This window comes from Tyzzerella sp. An114, assembly GCF_002161055.1.
In the GTDB taxonomy this organism is placed as follows: Bacteria; Bacillota; Clostridia; order Lachnospirales; family Anaerotignaceae; genus Fimicola; species Fimicola cottocaccae.
This window is the reverse complement of record NZ_NFLT01000002.1, coordinates 239,662-256,798: the sequence shown is the minus strand read 5'-3', so window position 1 is coordinate 256,798 and position 17,137 is coordinate 239,662. Positions and strand designations below refer to the sequence as shown.

Below are 17,137 nucleotides of genomic sequence, written 5' to 3'. Positions count from 1 at the left end.
TTTACTTTCTCCCCTCTTCAAAAATCTTACAAAACTCTTTTATTCTTTCCTCTTTATTTTCACCAAACACAGAGGAACCAGCTACAAGAACAGTTGCTCCCGCTTCTATAACCTCTTTTGCATTTTTAGGACTTATACCACCGTCAACCTGAATATCAGTATTTAAACCAAGTCTATTACACATATCTCGTGTATCTTTTATCTTTTGTGTCATTTTTTCTATATATGACTGTCCTCCAAATCCCGGATTTACTGTCATAATAAGAACCATATCTATATCCTGTATTATGTAATCAAGAACATTTATTGGTGTAGCAGGATTTAAGGCAACCCCAACCTTAAGCCCTAACTTTTTAATATTTTGTATTGTTCTGTGAAGATGTGTACAAGTTTCGGCATGTACAGTAATTCCGTCAGCTCCGCACTTAGCAATACTTTCAATTATGTTATCCGGATTACTTACCATAAGATGAACATCAAAAAACATATTTGATACTTTTCTCATAGATTGTATTACAGGCATACCGAGAGAAATATTAGGAACAAAAGTGCCGTCCATTACATCTATATGAAGCATTTTAACTCCTGCTTTTTCTATAACGTTTAATTCTTCTCCCAGTCTTGAAAAATCCGCTGATAAAACAGAAGGTGCCAATTGAACCATTCTATCATCTCCCATTTTATTTTTTATTTTTATTTATAAAATTTGTAACCTTGAAACCATATTTTTTTACTAATTTTTTCTATATTTTACTATATTTTACTTGAACAAAACCAAAAAAAATAAAAGCTATGCTAAAACTCGTAAAAATAAAGCTTTAGACAGTTACATTTTTAAAAATATAAATTTTTATACCATAAAATATATCAAAATCAACCTTCTCTAAATTTACAATTTTTATAATTAATATAACATTTCTTCGATATTATGTATAATGTCCCAATAAGAAATATTATTATACCAAACAGCTTTCATGCCACATTTTATAGCACCTTCCACATCATTTTTAAAGCTATCACCTATAAAAATACATTCTGAAGGCTTAAAAGTGGATTTCTCAATGCAATATTCAAAAAACTTTTCAGAAGGCTTCTCACACCCAACCTCTTCACTTGTAACAATAAAATCTATATATTTTGAAATCCCAAGTTTTTCAAGTTTTTTATACTGCATATATGCAGTCATATTTGTTCCAACACCTATTTTTATATTCAAACTCTTAATATACTCCATAAATTCCCTTAACCCCTTTTCAGGAATAATGTTGTCAATAAGTGTATTCCAATATAATTTATACATATTCATAGTATGTGGAAACAAAGGTTTGCCAAGTTTTTCAAGGAAAACTTCATAACGTATCAATCTATTATGAATTGCTGAACTATTTTTACCCAATCTCAATTCAATTTCCTTTTGAACCTCTTTATGCTGTCTGTAAAAGTCTTCTCTATCTATGAAAAAATTATCATGAACATAACAAGCCACCTTCTCAAAAGCTTTATTATGTGCAAAATCATAATCATACATAGTACCGTCAATGTCAAATATAACTGATTTAATCATAACCCCAATTATTTATAATCAATCTTTAGAAATATATAATGCAACTTCGTCAACCTCTCTATTTGTTGAAAGTATTACATCTTTTCCATCTTTGTTGTAAACACATATATTAGCTGGACCACAATCATGGTCAATTATTTCATAACCATAAGATTTTGTTTCTTTATTGTATGTAAATACTATAAGGTCTCTATCGCCTTTTCTGTGTCCAATAACGATAGCAGGTTTTCCACAAAGCATGCCACCATATATAGCATGTGTAAAGTCTGCACTCTTATCATAATCATATACTTTTTCAAATTTTCCATCTTTCTTTTTGTATATGCTTATAAATTCTCCATGGAAAGGAGCAAGTACAGCAAGTTCTTTTTCTCCATCTTCGTCAAGGTCAACAAGAACTGCATCAGATGCAGGTGTATCAAGAAGCTGTTTTATTTCCCATTCTCCCTCTGGTGTTTCTGGAGGAATAAACTGGAATACACCCTGGTCTGCTGATACAACAGAAGTCATAACTCCGTCTTCCATTACTCTGTAATATCCATGATTTTTAAGCATATTGTCTTTTATAACTTTAAGTTCAAGCTGATTGTCTTCATTAAATTTACTTAAATCTCCTGGAAGAACAGCTGCATAAACTTTACCCGGCATTGACCAGTCTTCTTTAAACTCATGACCTGATTTTAAAGCACAAGCTATAATATAACGAACTCCGTTTCTTTCAAGAATATCAAAACGGTGAACGTGTGGAAGGTCTACAAGAGTACGTACTTCCCAGTTTCCTTTTTCGATAGGTGTTACAATAACAATTTTTGCTTCTTTTGAATCATTTGGAGAATAGAATTTATGTGTAGAAAGGAACTGACCGTTTGTTCCAGGAACCTGAACCATTGTCATAACTCCGCCCGGCTCTGTCCAAACTGTGTCTTCCTCATTACCATCAAGGTCAAATAATATACAACGGTCAACTTTTTCAGCTGCTACAAGCATATGGTCTTTTCCGTTATAATGAAGTGGTGCAATAGAATAACATTTTGTTAAATTAGATATTACTTTCTTTTCAAATTTCATAATCCATACCTCTTTTTATATCTGTTTATTTAAAATACTACTCATCATGTCATGAGCTTCTTTAAGGTCTTTTTTCCAATCTTCACTGCCAACATACCAGAATTCTGTAACATACTTACGTACTCCCAAATCCCAAGCAGTTTTTATTGCAGCTTCAAAATCAACATGACCTGTACCAAAAGGAATTTCTCTAAATTTTCCCGGAACAGTTTCTTTAAGATGCATTGCAGCAATATGACCTGCACCTGTTTTTAAATCATCAAGGACATCTGTACCATAAGTTTTTGCCGCATTTGTAATATTTCCAATATCAGGATAAACCTGAAGATATACAGAATTTACAATATTTACATATTTCATAGCTTTTTCAACAGTGTTCATAAATTCTGTTTCCATTGTCTCAAAGCCCATTACAACACCGGCTTTTGCAGCCATTTTTGTTGCTTTAATAAGATTTTCTTCAAATCTTTCAACAGTCTCCTTTGAAGACTCCTCATAATATACATCATAACCTGCAAGCTGTATTATTCTTATTCCAAGGTCTTCAGCAAGTTCAATTGCTTTTTCCATTATTTCCATACCACGTTTACATGTTTCTGGGTCATTGCTTCCAAGTGGATATTTTCTGTGACCACTTAAACACATACTGCGGATTGGAACACCAACTTCATACATTGTTTTTACAAGTTCAAGGCGTTCCTCTTTACTCATATCAAGTCTTGCAAGTTTTTCATCTGTCTCATCAATACTTATTTCAACATAGTCAAAACCAGCTTCTTTTGCTGCACTAAGTTTTTCCTTCCAGGTAAGTGAAGAAGGCATAGACTTTTCATATAATCCTAAAGTAAAAAAATTTGCCATAACAAACCTCCTAATGTTAGTCGTTATGGCAAATTTTCTTTTCATACTCTGTTTAAAAATATGTCTTCGCCATAACGACTTATAAGAAATCACTCTTTTTAACCAGATGAATTTTAACTCCCTTTTCTCTAAGAAGTTCTAAAACATCAGCTGGAGCTTTTTCGTCAGTAATTAAATTTGTTACCTGTTCAATATTGCAACTTATAAAACTACTGTTTTTCCCTATTTTCGTATGGTCTGCGACAAGATACATTTCAACGGAAGCATGTTCAATCATTAACTTGTTTATGTTTACTTCATTGGCATTTTCTGTGGTCATTCCACTTTCTGGAGATATACCGCTACATCCTATAAAGGCTTTTTTAGCATACACTGTCTGTAAATTTCTGATAGCATAATCACCAACCATAGCCTCTTTTGGGTGTCTGAGCTCTCCTCCTGTCAATATAACGCTTAAACCATCATTTTTCTTAGCATGAATAGCTTTTCCGTTATTGGTTATAACAACAACATTCTGTTTATCTACAAATTCCAAAACTTTTAAAGCCGTGCTACTGGAATTTATAAAAATTGTATCCCCATCATCAACAAGTTTACCTGCATATCTGGCTATAAGCTCTCTGTATATTTGCACGTCGTCCTCATCTTGGTACTGTCTTTCCTGGTCTGCCAGTTTTGATAAAGCACCGCCATAAAAACGAACAAGCATCTTGTTGTCCTCCAGGTATTGCAAATCTCTTCTTATTGTAACAGGAGAAACATTAAATCTTTCTGCAAGCTGTTCAACCCTGACTTCATGGTTTTCTTCCACTGCCTCCAAAATCATATTCCTACGATTTTCTACATATGCTCGTTCCCGTTTCATTAATAATCTCCTTATTGTCAAAATAGATTTTTTTGCTTTATGCCTACATAGTTATAGTATCTCTATTTATCGAATAAATCCAGTATTTTTATTACAATTTTTTAAATTTATATGTCCTGTCTTATTTTACGAAAATAGTAATATACTTACTGTATCAAATTACCAATTAAACATTAGTCGATAATTCCGTGTTCTTTCATTTTCTGTTCCATTTCCTGAGCAGACATAATATTTCTAAGACCAATAACAGTTGTTCCTTTTTTCTCAGCATCTTTAAACATATTAGTAAAGTTCTGAGCACAGAATACTACATCAAACTGAGAAGCAGCGCTTTTTCCTTCTGAAAGTGCACAGTGATGAACTTTACTTGCTTTAATTCCTAATTTATCAAGAACTTTCTGCATTGTCATTTTCATCATAAGACTTGAACCTGCTCCATTTGCACAACATACTAAAAAACTCATATTATCTTTTGCCATGATAAATCCCTTACCTTTCTTAAAATAAATACTATATTTTTTCATCTTACCTGCAACAGTTTAAAATAAACTGTTACAGGCATTATATAATTTTTAAAGCATAAATATCAACTTATTTTACACGACTAGCTTTAAGTTCTTTATAAGCTTCATAATCTTCAGTCATTTTGAAGTAACCTTCTTTATCCAATCTGTACTGGATTTGAGGGATTGCAAGAAGTCCAATAACAACTATTGCGATACCAGCGTAGCTTAAGAATTTCATAAGTCCTGTCATTACAGGCCATACAACTGCCCAGTCCCACATTCCAAGGTATCCGCCATAAGCTGCAAGGCCAACCCAACCTGCAATTAAAGCTGAACCAAATACCTGACATAAACCAGATATGAAAGGAAGTATGAGAGCTGCTTTAATACCGCCTTTTTCATTAGCAAAAACAGCGATTGTAGCATTGTCGAAGAATACAGGAACGAAACCACATATAACAAGTACTGGACTCTTTAAAACTATTAATATAGCTATTGCAATAATCTGTCCTACGAAACCTGCAAGGAAACCTAAAGGAACAGCATTTGCAGAACCGAAACCAAATATAACAGCACAGTCAACACCAGGAACAGAACCTGGAAGAAGTTTGTCTGCGATACCCTGGAAAGAAGCTGTAAGCTCTGTTACGAAAGTACGTACACCAAGCTGAAGTATAGCAAGGTAAACTGCAAAGTATAAACAAGTCTGTATTACATAGAATACCATACTAGCACCTTCTGCAAGGAAGCCCTGTTCTGTAAGGTAATCTCTACCAAGTATAACAAGTATTGCACCAAAGAATATTAACATAAGTATTGAAGTACAAACCATGTTTTCGTTGAATATTGACATGAAACCTGGAAGTTCAATATCATCAATTTTTTTAGCTTTTTTACCTTTTCCACCGAAAAGTTTTTCTGCAAGCCATGTATTAAAAGCAATACCAAAATTCTGCTGATGTGCAAGACAGAAACCTGCACCGTCTGTTAATTCCTGACAAGGTTTAATTGTCATATTAGCACCTACTGCCCAGAAAGCACCAAGTACTAAAGCCATTACAATTATAAGTGTTACATCGTTTGTTAAAAGGAATGGACATGCAAAGAGTATTAACCAGTAAGCAGTAGCTGCCTGCTGTACCTGAACGTGTCCTGTTGTGAATAAAGCACGAAGTTTTGTATATTTGCTGAAACGAACAAGCAATATATTTACAATGAATGCTATAAGAAGAAGTATCATGGCATTACCAAAGCCTTTTCCAAAAACTTCTTCAACACCTGCTGTTACAGCGTTCTGTCCAAAATATGGGTCTATAACCATAGCGTCCATATTAAAACGGTCTTTAAGTCCTACAAGTACAGGACGGAAGTTGCTTACAAGTCCATTTGAACCTACTGTTAATATTAAATATCCTACAATAGCTTTAATTACACCAGCTAATACATCATACCAAGGCTTTCCTAATAATACATAACCTATAGCAACAATAAGACCAATCATAAATGCTGGCTGCTGTAAAACGTTAGTCGCAAAATATGACCATATACTCATCAAAATTTCCATAGATTTTCTCCCCCAAATCTTTCAATTACTTATTTATCAAGGTATTTTTCCTGAAGTCTAATGAGGTCTTCCGGAGTTTCTGCCTTTGCAAGCTCTGCAAGAAGCTCTTCATTTGAAAAGATTTCTGTAAGCTTCATAATATTTTCCATATGCTGGTCTGGGTTACATGATGCTATTGTGAAGAAAAGGCTTGCGTCTTTCTCTGGGTCATTTTCATCAAAACTTACAGGTTTTTCAAGTCTCATAAAAGCAATAGCTGTTTCATTAACTCCCTCTGCACTAAGCTGTGAATGTGGCATAGCTACATTAGGAACTATTATTATGTAAGGGCCGTATTCTGTAATACAATCTATAATTGAATTTACATATACTTCCTCTATTGTGCCGTCTGCGAGTATAGACTCGCAGCTCATACGCACAGCTTCCTGCCAGGAAGGAGCTTCCTTGGCAAATTTATAATGTTTCTTTTCAACAAACTCTCTTAACACAATTGACCCCTCCTAAAACAATTACAAAAGATATTATAAACAAGAACGGAAAGGAATGTTCTGTGGAGCTTCGAAGCAATCCTCAAAACCTCTCTGATGATGATAAGCTCTTTTATCTTTATCTGTTGGATAAACATATTTTCCGCCAACTTCCCAGAAGAATGGGTGGAATTTGTAATCAAGACGGTCTTTTTTCATATCATATAATACTCTGATTTCATTTACATCTGCCATAAAGTTTGTCCATACATCATAGTGGATAGGAATAACAACTTTACACTGTAATGCTTCGGCCATTCTTAAAATGTCACATGATGTCATCTTATCCTGCATACCGATTGGGTTTTCACCGTATGAACCGAAAGCAACATCTACATCATAATCTTTACCATGTTTTGCAAAATAGATTGAGTAGTGTGAGTCACCACTGTGATAAATGTTTCCGCCTGGTGTTTTGATAAGGAAGTTAACAGCTTTGTCATCCATATCTGTTGGGCAAATTCCTGTTAATTCTTCTCTGTCTGGACCTGTTTTGTCTGTTGTAACAATACAAGTTCTGTCAAAAGAATCAAGAGCAACTATCTCAATATCTTTTATTTTAATTGTATCACCAGGTTTTACTGTTATACAACGTTCAGCAGGTACTCCCCAGCTAATCCATGTTTCAACTGATTTTTTAGGTCCGATAAATGGTACAGGTATTTCTTTTCCGTTCTCATCAACTGTTGTCATGTTGCTCTGAATAACATGAGCAGCATACTCTGCACTCATATGATCCTGATGATAATGTGTAGCAAGCACAGCATCAACCTGTTTAATTGCAAATGGGTCAATAACGAAAGGTACAGCTCTTAAGTTTGGCTGCATTTTTCTAGCACCACACATATTTGCCATCTGATGTCCAACTTTCATAAGTCCGTCACCATGTGTTCTTTTTCCGTTACCACACCAGAGGTCGATAGTGATATTACATCCGCCAGGTGTTTTGAACCACATACCTGTACAGCCTAACCACCACATTGCTACTGTTCCTGGTTTTACGACTTCATTTTCAATGTCTTCGTTTAACCATGTTCCCCACTCTGGGAATGTGCTCATAATCCATTTCTCTCTTGTCATTTCGCTTACTTTGCTCATACAGTATAACCTCCTAAAATTTTTAATATTTTTAAACAATCATATAATTCATTTTATATGATTTATTATTTCCTTGTGATACTATATTAACATTCGTTTTGATTTTTTTCAATACATTTTTATGATTATTTGCTGTTTTTTATGATTATTTTATATGATTTATGATTGATTTTATAGTTTTATGATTATTATATGCGTTTTATTTATTTTTAATCGTTTTTTATGAGCGTTTATGATTGTATTATATAATTTAAACATATATTTTATATATTTCAATCAAAAACTGTTAACATTAACTTTTACATAAAATTAATATAAAAATTGAAAATTAATGAAAATATAACCTTCACTTACTACATAAAAATATTTACAATAATCAAATTAACATATATATCAGTTACAAAATAAAATTTATAATAAAAAAATAATTGACAAAGTAATATTTTTTTGATAACCTATATCAGAAGATAGCGCAAGCTAACTTTTTTATTGGGATGAAGTTAGCTTATTCTAACTAAGAAAGGAGAATTTTTATCAAAACATACTACTCAACAATTATTTTAACAATAACTTTAATAGTTTTGTCCTTTATATCTCTATTTATCGGAGTAATTGATATTGATATTTTTTCACTTATGACAGGTGATATATATCAAATTGAATTATTTTTTATATCACGACTTCCAAGACTTTTAGCAATATTATGTACAGGATTTGGAATGAGTGTAGCCGGTCTTATAATGCAACAATTGTGTATGAATAAGTTTGTATCTCCCACAACAGGTGCAACAATTTCATCAGCTCAATTTGGAATATTAATAGCATTGTTATTCATGCCAGCATCAACAATATGGACACGTGCAATATTTGCTTTTGTATTTTCAATACTAGGAACAATAATTTTTGTATCTTTCGTTCAAAAAATACAGTTTAAAGATGTTGTAATGGTTCCCCTTGTCGGTATAATGTTTAACAACATTATAGGTGGAGTAACAAACTATATTGCCTATAAATACGAAATGACTCAAGCTTTATCATCATGGCTTGTAGGTCACTTTTCTTCAGTTATTCGTGGAAGATATGAAATAGTATATATGGTTTTACCACTTATAATAATAGCATTTATATTTTCAAATCACTTTAATATAGTTGGTATGGGAAAAGATTTCTCAAAAAATTTAGGTGTAAATTATAACTTAGTATTGTTTTGTGGTCTTGCAATATCCGCTATGATTACAGGAAGTATTGTAGTAGTTGTAGGTTCAATATCTTATATAGGTCTTATTGTTCCAAACATTGTCACAATGTTTAAAGGGGACAAAATAAGAGGAACATTGATTGATACAGCCCTTTTTGGAGCTTTATTTGTTCTAATATGCGACATAATAGGCAGAGTTATAATATTACCTTATGAACTTCCTATTGAACTTATAATAGGTGTTCTTGGAAGTATACTTTTTATTATAATGCTGTTCTATCGTCTCAACAATGGACGTAAAGCCATAGCATTAAAAATTGGAGGTAAATGTTCATGCAGTCAATAGCCAAAAGAAATAATACAAACAAATTTATAGTATTAACATTTATGGCAATTATAGCTGTAATAACATACATGTTAATAGACTTAAATTTTGAAAACTCAAGATTACTTTCATTTGCTATGAAAATAAGATTTCCAAAACTGATTGTTATGATTATTGTGTCCATTTCAATAGGTGGTGCTTCAATAATATTTCAGTCAGTAATAAATAATAGAATTGTAACACCATGTTTACTTGGTATGAACTCTCTATATTCATTAATACATACAGCAGTTGTATTTTTTGCAGGTTCAGCAAGTATAATTGCAACAAATTCAAATTTATCATTTGCCTTTGATTTAATTTTAATGGCTGTTGTTGCAACAACAATATACAGTTATCTTTTCAAAAAAACAAAGCACAATGTTTTATATGTACTTTTGATAGGAACAGTTTTAACATCATTATTCACAAGTATACAGACAACATTGACAAGAATTATGGACCCTAACGAATATGACACTTTACTTTCAAGTCTTGTTGCAAGTTTTAACAATATAAACACTGAAATAATTATATTTTCAATCATTCTTCTTGTATTACTTGCCTATGCTTTAAGAAAAGAGTTAGCTCTTTTAGATGTTATAACTTTAGGTAAAGCACAAGCTATAAACCTTGGTGTTGACTATGATGTATGTATAAGAAAACTTCTTTTAGGTGTTACACTTTGTATAGCAATAGCAACAGCTATGGTAGGACCAATATCATTTTTAGGTCTTATAATTGCAAATTTATCAAGACAATTATTTAAAACATACAGACACACCCATTTAATTTTAGGTTCTACTCTATTTGGAATTATTGTTTTAATAGGCGGTCAAATTATAGTTGAACATGTATATACATATTCAATGCCTATAAGTGTATTTATAACAGTTGGAGGAGGAATATATTTCCTATATTTATTATTAACAAACAGGAGAGTATAAAATGATTATTGAAAAATTAAGTAAACACTATGACGGAAAAAAAGTATTAAACTCTGTCAGTTTTGAAATACCTAAAAAATCTGTAATATCAATGATTGGACCTAATGGAGCTGGAAAGTCAACAGTTTTAAATATAATTTCACGTTTAATGGCTCAAGATGAAGGTGTTGTAAACTTTGAAGGTAAAAACATAAAAAAATATAAAAGTAATGAACTTTCAAAACGTCTTGCTATATTGACACAAACAAACAACGTTCAAATGAAACTTACAGTCCGTGAGCTTGTGTCCTTCGGTCGTTTCCCCTACTCCGGAAACAGACTTACAGAGGAAGACAAAAAAATGGTTGACAAAGCCATATCTTATATGGAATTAAATGATTTTGAAGACCGTTTTATAGATGAACTTTCAGGTGGACAGCGTCAAAGGGCTTATATTGCAATGGTAATTGCTCAAAACACAGAATATGTAATGCTTGATGAACCTACAAACAATCTTGATATTTATCATGCTACAAATATGATGAAAATTGTAAGAAAATTATGTGATGAACTTGGAAAAACAGTTATACTTGTTCTTCATGAAATAAATTACGCCGCTTTTTATTCTGATTATATTTGTGCCATGAAAAACGGACAGATTGCAAAATTTGGAACTGTAAAAGAAGTTATAAACAAAGAGACACTTTCGGAAATATATAATGTAGATTTTGAAATATTAGAAATACAAGGAAAACCATTATCAATTTACTATTAATTTGGAGGATTATCATGAAAAAAATCACTAAAATTTTTGCATTAATGTTAGTTGTAGCAAACTTAGTTGGTTGTGCCACAAAAACACAGGAGACAACAGAAGTAAAAGATACAATTACAATAACATCATTAAACGGAAACAAAGAAGAAATTCAGTTGGAAGTTCCTTTTGATCCACAGAGAGTAGCAATACTTGATATGCCATCTATGGATATTATTGATAATTTAGGTCTTGGTGATAGAATTGTTGGTTCTGCAAAAACATCTTTAGACTATTTACAAAAATATGTAACAGATGAAAATGTAAAAAACATAGGAACAATAAAAGAAGCTGATTTGGAAGCTGTTGCATCTGTTGAACCTGATATTATATTTATTGGTGGTCGTTTAAGTGAGTCTTACGATGCATTAAGCCAGATTGCCCCTGTTGTATATCTTTCAATAGATACTGAAATCGGCACTATGGAAAGCATAAGAAAAAACGCAAATACTATTGCATCAATATTTGGAAAAGAAAATGAAGTTGAAGAAAAACTTGCAGATTTTCAAAATCGTATAGACAAACTTGCAGAAAATGCAAAAGGTAAAAATGCCATTATAGGTATGGTTACAAGTGGAAGTTTTAATATTCTTGGAAATGACGGAAGATGCTCAATAATAGGAAAAGAAATAGGATATGAAAATATAGGTATCATAAATAAAGAAGAAACTTCAACTCATGGAAATGAATCATCTTTTGAACTTGTACTTGAATTAAACCCAGACTACATTTTTATTCTTGATAAAGATGCTGCTATTGCAACAGATGGAGCTAAACTTGCAAAAGAAATTGTTGAAAACGAACTTGTAATGAAAACTGATGCTTATAAAAATGGAAATATTATTTATTTAAAAAATCCTGATGTATGGTACACTGCTGAAGGTGGAATTACTGCTTTAGATATTATGTTACAGGATTTAGAAAGTGAATTATTAAAATAATATATAAAAACCTCCTAAAATAAAGTTAGGAGGTTTTTTATTTAATAAAAATATTTTCCAAGTTTTTCAACTGCTTTTTTCTCTATTCTGCTTACATAAGAACGACTTATATTTAATTTTTCCGCTATCTCAATTTGTGTCATCTCATCCGTATTAAAAAGTCCGTATCTCATTATCAATATATCTCTTTCCCTATCCTCAAGTACATCATTAAGTTTATTTAAAAGTATTTCTATTTGTTGCTTTTTATATATTTTTTCATCTATATCTTCCTGTTTAGAACTTATAATATCCATCATAACTATTTCATTTCCGTCACTGTCGCTACCTATAGGTTCTTCAAGATATAAATCAGAACTGTATTTTTTTCCAGCTCTAAGATACATCAATATTTCATTTGCTATCCTCCCCCCAATGCGTTTTTGATGCACTGAGGGGATTAGTTTTTCCCAGGCAGTCATCCTCCATATCGTCAATATCATAATCGACATCAGAGAAGTTTACTAATTCATCTGTTCCATCAGCATCATCGTTATTATCAGATGCAACAGCAGCAATTTCCGGATATTCGATTTCATCATCTTTGACACCGAACAGAATGACATGAGCGTTGACACCGTCCCATACCACCTTACGTACGATGGTACGAATGGCAGCACGTTTCTGTTCGACAGTCATTTCATCAATACCATCCTTGAAGATCGTCAGCAGCTGACGAAGCAAATCAAATTCAATATCGCTGAGAGCGTGCTGTGAAGTCAGCCCCTCCAGTTCCTGAATACGCTGTCCAAGAGACTGGTATTCTCCATTCAACTGCTCAATTCGTTTGGTTACATGAGCCTTGGCAGGGCTGTCTCCCATATCCACAAGGGAGTCTACCAGAGAATTGATTTTCTTCTCTGTCTCTGCCTTTTCCTTTCGCAGATCATCCAGTCGCTGTTCATAGTCCATGCGATTACCGGTATAAAATCTGCGGCTCTGTTCCAATTGTGCAATGAAAGTATCCTTGTCCTCTGCAAGCATTTTAATCTGCTCGATTACAGCCATATCCAGTGTATTGCCATTGGCATTTTTACTGTTGCATACAGAACGCTGACTGCGTTCTTTCATTTTGCAAACATAGGTGTAAATCACTTTGTCATCCGCAGTTTTGCGCTTGCTCATTTTCGGATACATACGCTCACCGCAGCTACAGAACAACAAGCCAGTCAGAAGTGCTTCATTACTGCGTGGTTTTCTGAAAGATTTGGATTTGTTTCGTTCTAAAGATTCTTGAATCTGTACCCACACTTTACCTGGAACCAAACCCGGATGCTTGCCGACAGATACAATCCACTCGCTTGCAGGCAGGTATTTTGTAGCTCTGCCTTTTTCCTGATCGGTGCGATTGTAAGCCATAATACCGTGCTTGTTGTCAAAGGCATCTTTCTCCGAGAACAGGTCTGTGTCGTTCTGGATGAAGAAATTATAGGCATCTTCATCTGCAATCATATAAACCGGATTCTGCAAAATAGCTTTGATGGAAAATCGGGTAAAGTAATTGTTGTTCTTTGTCTTGATACCTTGTTTGATCAAAGCTGCTTCTGTCAATGTCAGTGAATCTGTTTCTATATACAAGTCATAAATCATTCTGACAATATCAGCTTCATCCGGAATTAGTTTCAGCTTGCAGGCTTTCTTTGATTTACCATCAATGGTAATGCTCTTAACTGCTTCGGAAGCATAGCCAGTAGGTGTTGTGCCACCAAGCCAGCGACCGGTCTTTGCCAGTTCGTGCATATTGTCACGGATACGCTCCGCAATGGTTTCACGCTCCAGCTGAGAGAAAACAGATGCGATATACATCATAGCTCGTCCCATAGGAGTGCTTGTGTCAAACTGCTCTTTAATAGAAACAAAAGAAATATCCAGACGAGCCAGTTCTTCAATCAGGCTGGCAAAGTCACTTATATTACGGCTGATACGGTCAAGACGATAAACTATGATAGCTTTGAACTTACGCTTCTTGGCAGCATCCATCATCTTCTTAAAATCCGGACGATTCAGATTGCCACCGGAAAAGCCCTCATCTTCATATACCACAACTTTATCTACTGCTGCATCGCCAAAATGCACACGAACATATTCTTTACATAGTTCTACCTGATTGCCGATACTTTCACCTTTTCCGGTAAATTTTGACTTACGGGAATAGATAGCTATGATGTCTCCATTTTTCCGCATTTCATATCCTCCTTATCTTGATATGTGATGTGTCTTGTGGTATTATAACATAGCGTATCTATAAAGTAAACAGATTGGAGGTATTTCGATGAAATCATTGTTTGAAGAAATGGGCGGTACATATACATTGGGAGCAGACGGAATGTATTATCCGGATTTGGAACTGCCGGTTGATGAAGAACCCCACTATGGAAAGTATGGTCGTATGCGTAAAGCCTACATAAAAGAGCATCGTCCTTGGCTGTACACAGAGCTTTTGTTCGGAGGTAAACTGGTTTCTCACTTAAATAGCATTGATGATACAGCTCATCAGAGAATGAAACTGCTGATCCAACAAATGCAGGAGCAGCAAGGCGTAAATGAGGAATTAAAAGCTCGTGATCAGATGGGTTGGGTAGGTGCTTGTAATAATATCCGCAATGCTGCGGAAGAAATCGTCTTAAATGAATTGATATATTGTTAAAAATGAAGGCCATCACGGTTCTCTATTTGAGAACCAGTGATGGTCTTTATCTTAATGCGAATTTAATGCCAAAACTGGCATGCTAATGCCCATTTTATGGTTGAAATGCAATAATATAATTAAGAAAACGAACATTGGAGGTGTTGAGATGGGAAAACTGGAACGTAAATTATCCTCCTCACAGATGATCATTCTCGGTTTTGCCACTGTCATATTGTTGGGTGCGCTGCTTCTGATGCTGCCGGTATCCAGTAAAAGTGGAGAGATTACACCGTTTCTGGATTGTCTGCTGACATCGACTTCGGCGGTTTGTGTGACCGGACTTGTGGTTTATGATACGGCGGCACATTGGACAGCGTTTGGGCAGGCAATCATTATTGTGTTAATTCAAATCGGCGGCATGGGCGTTATCACAGTAGCTGCTGCGATTACAATGGCAGCAGGAAAGAAAATCTCCTTGATGCAAAGAAGCACAATGCAGGATGCAATTTCCGCACCGCAGGTTGGCGGCATTGTCCGATTCACTGGCTTCATCTTGAAAGGCATCGTAATTATTGAGCTTTTGGGCGCAGCGATCATGGCTCCTGTGTTCATCGGGGATTACGGATTTGGCGAAGGTCTTTGGATGGCAGTATTTCACTCCATCTCAGCCTTCTGTAATGCCGGTTTTGACATTGTAAATGATGGTATTCTGTTCAATTCTTTGATGGGATATGCTGCGAATCCAATTATCAATCTGGCAATCATACTACTGATTATCATCGGCGGACTTGGATTTTTGACTTGGAGAGATATTTGCACCAATGGCATCCACATAAAGCGATACCGTATGCAAAGCAAAGTTATCCTTACTGTTACCTCAGGATTGATACTGATTCCAACGGTCTACTTCTTCTTTTTTGAACTGGCACATCTTCCGTTTGCAGAACGCTTTTGGGGATCCTTGTTCCAAGCGGTTACACCGAGAACAGCAGGCTTTAACACCGTGGACTTGAATGCAATGAGCGAAACTGGACAGATGATTACATCATTGTTGATGATCATTGGCGGTGCGCCCGGTTCTACGGCAGGAGGTATGAAAGTTACTACCTTTGCAGTAATGATATCTGTCGCAGCGGCAGTCTTTCAAAAACGTCAGAATGGCCGTTTCTTCGGGCGACGCATCGATGATGATACCGTAAAAAATGCGGCAACGGTGTTCTTTATGTATATTTCGTTATTTCTTCTTGGTGGCATGGCAATCAGTAAACTGGAAAATCTTCCGCTTGTAACTTGCCTGTATGAAAGTGCATCGGCGATTGGCACAGTCGGTTTGACACTGGGTATCACACCGGAACTTGGAGCTATAAGCAAACTGATTCTGATTGCACAGATGTATATTGGCAGAGTTGGTGGGCTGACGCTGATCTTCGCTACACTGCCGGCAACAAAAAACACATTATCAAAACTCCCTGTCGAGAAAATCTCGGTAGGTTAAGAACAAGGAGGTTCTGTTATGAAATCGGTATTATTGATTGGTCTTGGACGATTTGGCAAGTTTATTGCTATGAAACTGCACGCTATGGGACATCAGGTTATGGCAGTAGATACCAGTGAGGAACGTGTAAATGCGCTACTTCCTTATGTTACCAATGCACAGATTGGGGACAGCACCAACGAAGAATTCCTTGCTTCTCTGGGTATTGACAATTACGATTCCTGTATTGTTGCCATTGGAGATAACTTCCAAAACTCTTTGGAAACCGCTTATCTTCTGAAAGAATTGGGCGCTAAAAAGGTTATTGCCCGTGCATCTCGTGAGATACAGGAAAAGTTTCTGCTACGTAATGGCGCAGATGAAGTGGTCTACCCTGAAAAGCAGTTGGCTGCATGGACAGCGATCCGTTGTTCCTCTGAGAATATCTTGGAGTACATTGAACTGGATGACGAATACGCTATTTTTGAATTGGAAATCCCACTTGAGTGGAATGGAAAAACCATTGTACAGTTAGATATTCGTAAAAAGTTTGGCATCAACATCCTTGGTATCCGTGAGAACGGAAGATTAAATATGAGCATTACGCCGGATACCGTGCTTGGTCGAAATAAATCGATTCTTGTGTTAGGACAGGAAAAAGCCGTTCACAAGTGCTTCCGCATATAATCAATCCTTTTT

The 17,137-nt window shown here is 34.8% G+C and carries 18 protein-coding genes; 7 read left to right on the top strand and 11 right to left on the bottom strand.

Features of this window, described 5'->3' with window-relative positions:
* Position 1: 1 nt before the first annotated feature.
* From rpe to ulaG, 9 genes are all read right to left on the bottom strand, one after another.
* Complete coding sequence (gene rpe / locus B5E58_RS03010) at positions 2–664, bottom strand: ribulose-phosphate 3-epimerase (protein WP_088108200.1); 663 nt, start codon at positions 662–664, stop codon at positions 2–4.
* Between the two features lie 240 nt (positions 665–904).
* On the bottom strand, positions 905–1,564 hold the full coding sequence (locus B5E58_RS03005; RefSeq protein WP_088108199.1) for an HAD family hydrolase: 660 nt from the start codon (positions 1,562–1,564) through the stop codon (positions 905–907).
* An 18-nt stretch (positions 1,565–1,582) separates the two neighbouring features.
* Positions 1,583–2,632 (bottom strand): hypothetical protein, encoded by a 1,050-nt coding sequence (locus B5E58_RS03000; RefSeq protein WP_088108198.1) that lies wholly within the window; start codon positions 2,630–2,632, stop codon positions 1,583–1,585.
* 15 nt (positions 2,633–2,647) lie between these two features.
* Entirely contained in the window at positions 2,648–3,493 is an 846-nt protein-coding gene (locus B5E58_RS02995) for an L-ribulose-5-phosphate 3-epimerase (RefSeq protein WP_088108197.1), read from the bottom strand.
* Between the two features lie 79 nt (positions 3,494–3,572).
* Positions 3,573–4,358, bottom strand: a complete 786-nt coding sequence (locus tag B5E58_RS02990; RefSeq protein WP_088108196.1) for a DeoR/GlpR family DNA-binding transcription regulator — start codon at positions 4,356–4,358, stop codon at positions 3,573–3,575.
* A 173-nt stretch (positions 4,359–4,531) separates the two neighbouring features.
* Positions 4,532–4,837, bottom strand: coding sequence for a PTS sugar transporter subunit IIB (locus tag B5E58_RS02985; protein WP_088108195.1), 306 nt, complete (start codon positions 4,835–4,837; stop codon positions 4,532–4,534).
* Positions 4,838–4,949: 112 nt separating this feature from the next.
* Positions 4,950–6,428, bottom strand: a complete 1,479-nt coding sequence (locus B5E58_RS02980) for a PTS ascorbate transporter subunit IIC (protein WP_088108194.1) — start codon at positions 6,426–6,428, stop codon at positions 4,950–4,952.
* A gap of 29 nt (positions 6,429–6,457) precedes the next feature.
* The gene (locus B5E58_RS02975) at positions 6,458–6,916 is read right to left on the bottom strand and encodes a PTS sugar transporter subunit IIA (RefSeq protein WP_088108193.1); all 459 of its coding nucleotides are present in this window, start codon (positions 6,914–6,916) and stop codon (positions 6,458–6,460) included.
* Between the two features lie 33 nt (positions 6,917–6,949).
* Positions 6,950–8,053 carry an L-ascorbate 6-phosphate lactonase gene (gene ulaG, locus B5E58_RS02970; protein ID WP_088108192.1) on the bottom strand — a complete coding sequence of 368 codons (1,104 nt, stop codon included), beginning with the start codon at positions 8,051–8,053 and terminating at the stop codon, positions 6,950–6,952.
* Positions 8,054–8,634: 581 nt separating this feature from the next.
* On the opposite strand from ulaG, the gene B5E58_RS02965 reads away from it, so the two are divergent.
* Genes B5E58_RS02965 through B5E58_RS02950 form a run of 4 tightly spaced genes read left to right on the top strand, consistent with a single transcriptional unit; the run spans position 8,635 to position 12,296 of the window.
* Complete coding sequence (locus tag B5E58_RS02965; protein WP_330395602.1) at positions 8,635–9,597, top strand: ABC transporter permease; 963 nt, start codon at positions 8,635–8,637, stop codon at positions 9,595–9,597.
* A complete protein-coding gene (locus B5E58_RS02960) occupies positions 9,585–10,562 on the top strand; it encodes an iron chelate uptake ABC transporter family permease subunit (protein ID WP_088108190.1) in 978 nt (325 codons plus the stop codon). The genes B5E58_RS02965 and B5E58_RS02960 overlap by 13 nt, the downstream gene beginning before the upstream one ends.
* Before the next feature lies 1 nt (position 10,563).
* Complete coding sequence (locus B5E58_RS02955) at positions 10,564–11,316, top strand: iron ABC transporter ATP-binding protein (RefSeq protein ID WP_088108189.1); 753 nt, start codon at positions 10,564–10,566, stop codon at positions 11,314–11,316.
* A 14-nt stretch (positions 11,317–11,330) separates the two neighbouring features.
* On the top strand, positions 11,331–12,296 hold the full coding sequence (locus B5E58_RS02950) for a siderophore ABC transporter substrate-binding protein (RefSeq protein WP_088108188.1): 966 nt from the start codon (positions 11,331–11,333) through the stop codon (positions 12,294–12,296).
* A 41-nt stretch (positions 12,297–12,337) separates the two neighbouring features.
* On the opposite strand, the gene B5E58_RS02945 is transcribed toward B5E58_RS02950, so the two are convergent.
* Positions 12,338–12,682, bottom strand: coding sequence for a sigma-70 family RNA polymerase sigma factor (locus B5E58_RS02945; protein ID WP_242956584.1), 345 nt, complete (start codon positions 12,680–12,682; stop codon positions 12,338–12,340).
* Positions 12,683–12,689: 7 nt separating this feature from the next.
* On the bottom strand, positions 12,690–14,519 hold the full coding sequence (locus B5E58_RS02940) for a recombinase family protein (protein WP_088108186.1): 1,830 nt from the start codon (positions 14,517–14,519) through the stop codon (positions 12,690–12,692).
* A gap of 88 nt (positions 14,520–14,607) precedes the next feature.
* Between B5E58_RS02940 and B5E58_RS02935 the strand changes: the two genes are divergently transcribed.
* The 3 genes from B5E58_RS02935 to B5E58_RS02925 all read left to right on the top strand — a co-directional run bounded on the left by B5E58_RS02935 (position 14,608) and on the right by B5E58_RS02925 (position 17,125).
* Entirely contained in the window at positions 14,608–14,982 is a 375-nt protein-coding gene (locus tag B5E58_RS02935) for a TnpV protein (RefSeq protein ID WP_088108185.1), read from the top strand.
* 148 nt (positions 14,983–15,130) lie between these two features.
* On the top strand, positions 15,131–16,459 hold the full coding sequence (locus B5E58_RS02930; protein ID WP_242956580.1) for a TrkH family potassium uptake protein: 1,329 nt from the start codon (positions 15,131–15,133) through the stop codon (positions 16,457–16,459).
* Between the two features lie 18 nt (positions 16,460–16,477).
* Entirely contained in the window at positions 16,478–17,125 is a 648-nt protein-coding gene (locus tag B5E58_RS02925; protein WP_088108184.1) for a potassium channel family protein, read from the top strand.
* Positions 17,126–17,137 lie beyond the last annotated feature (12 nt).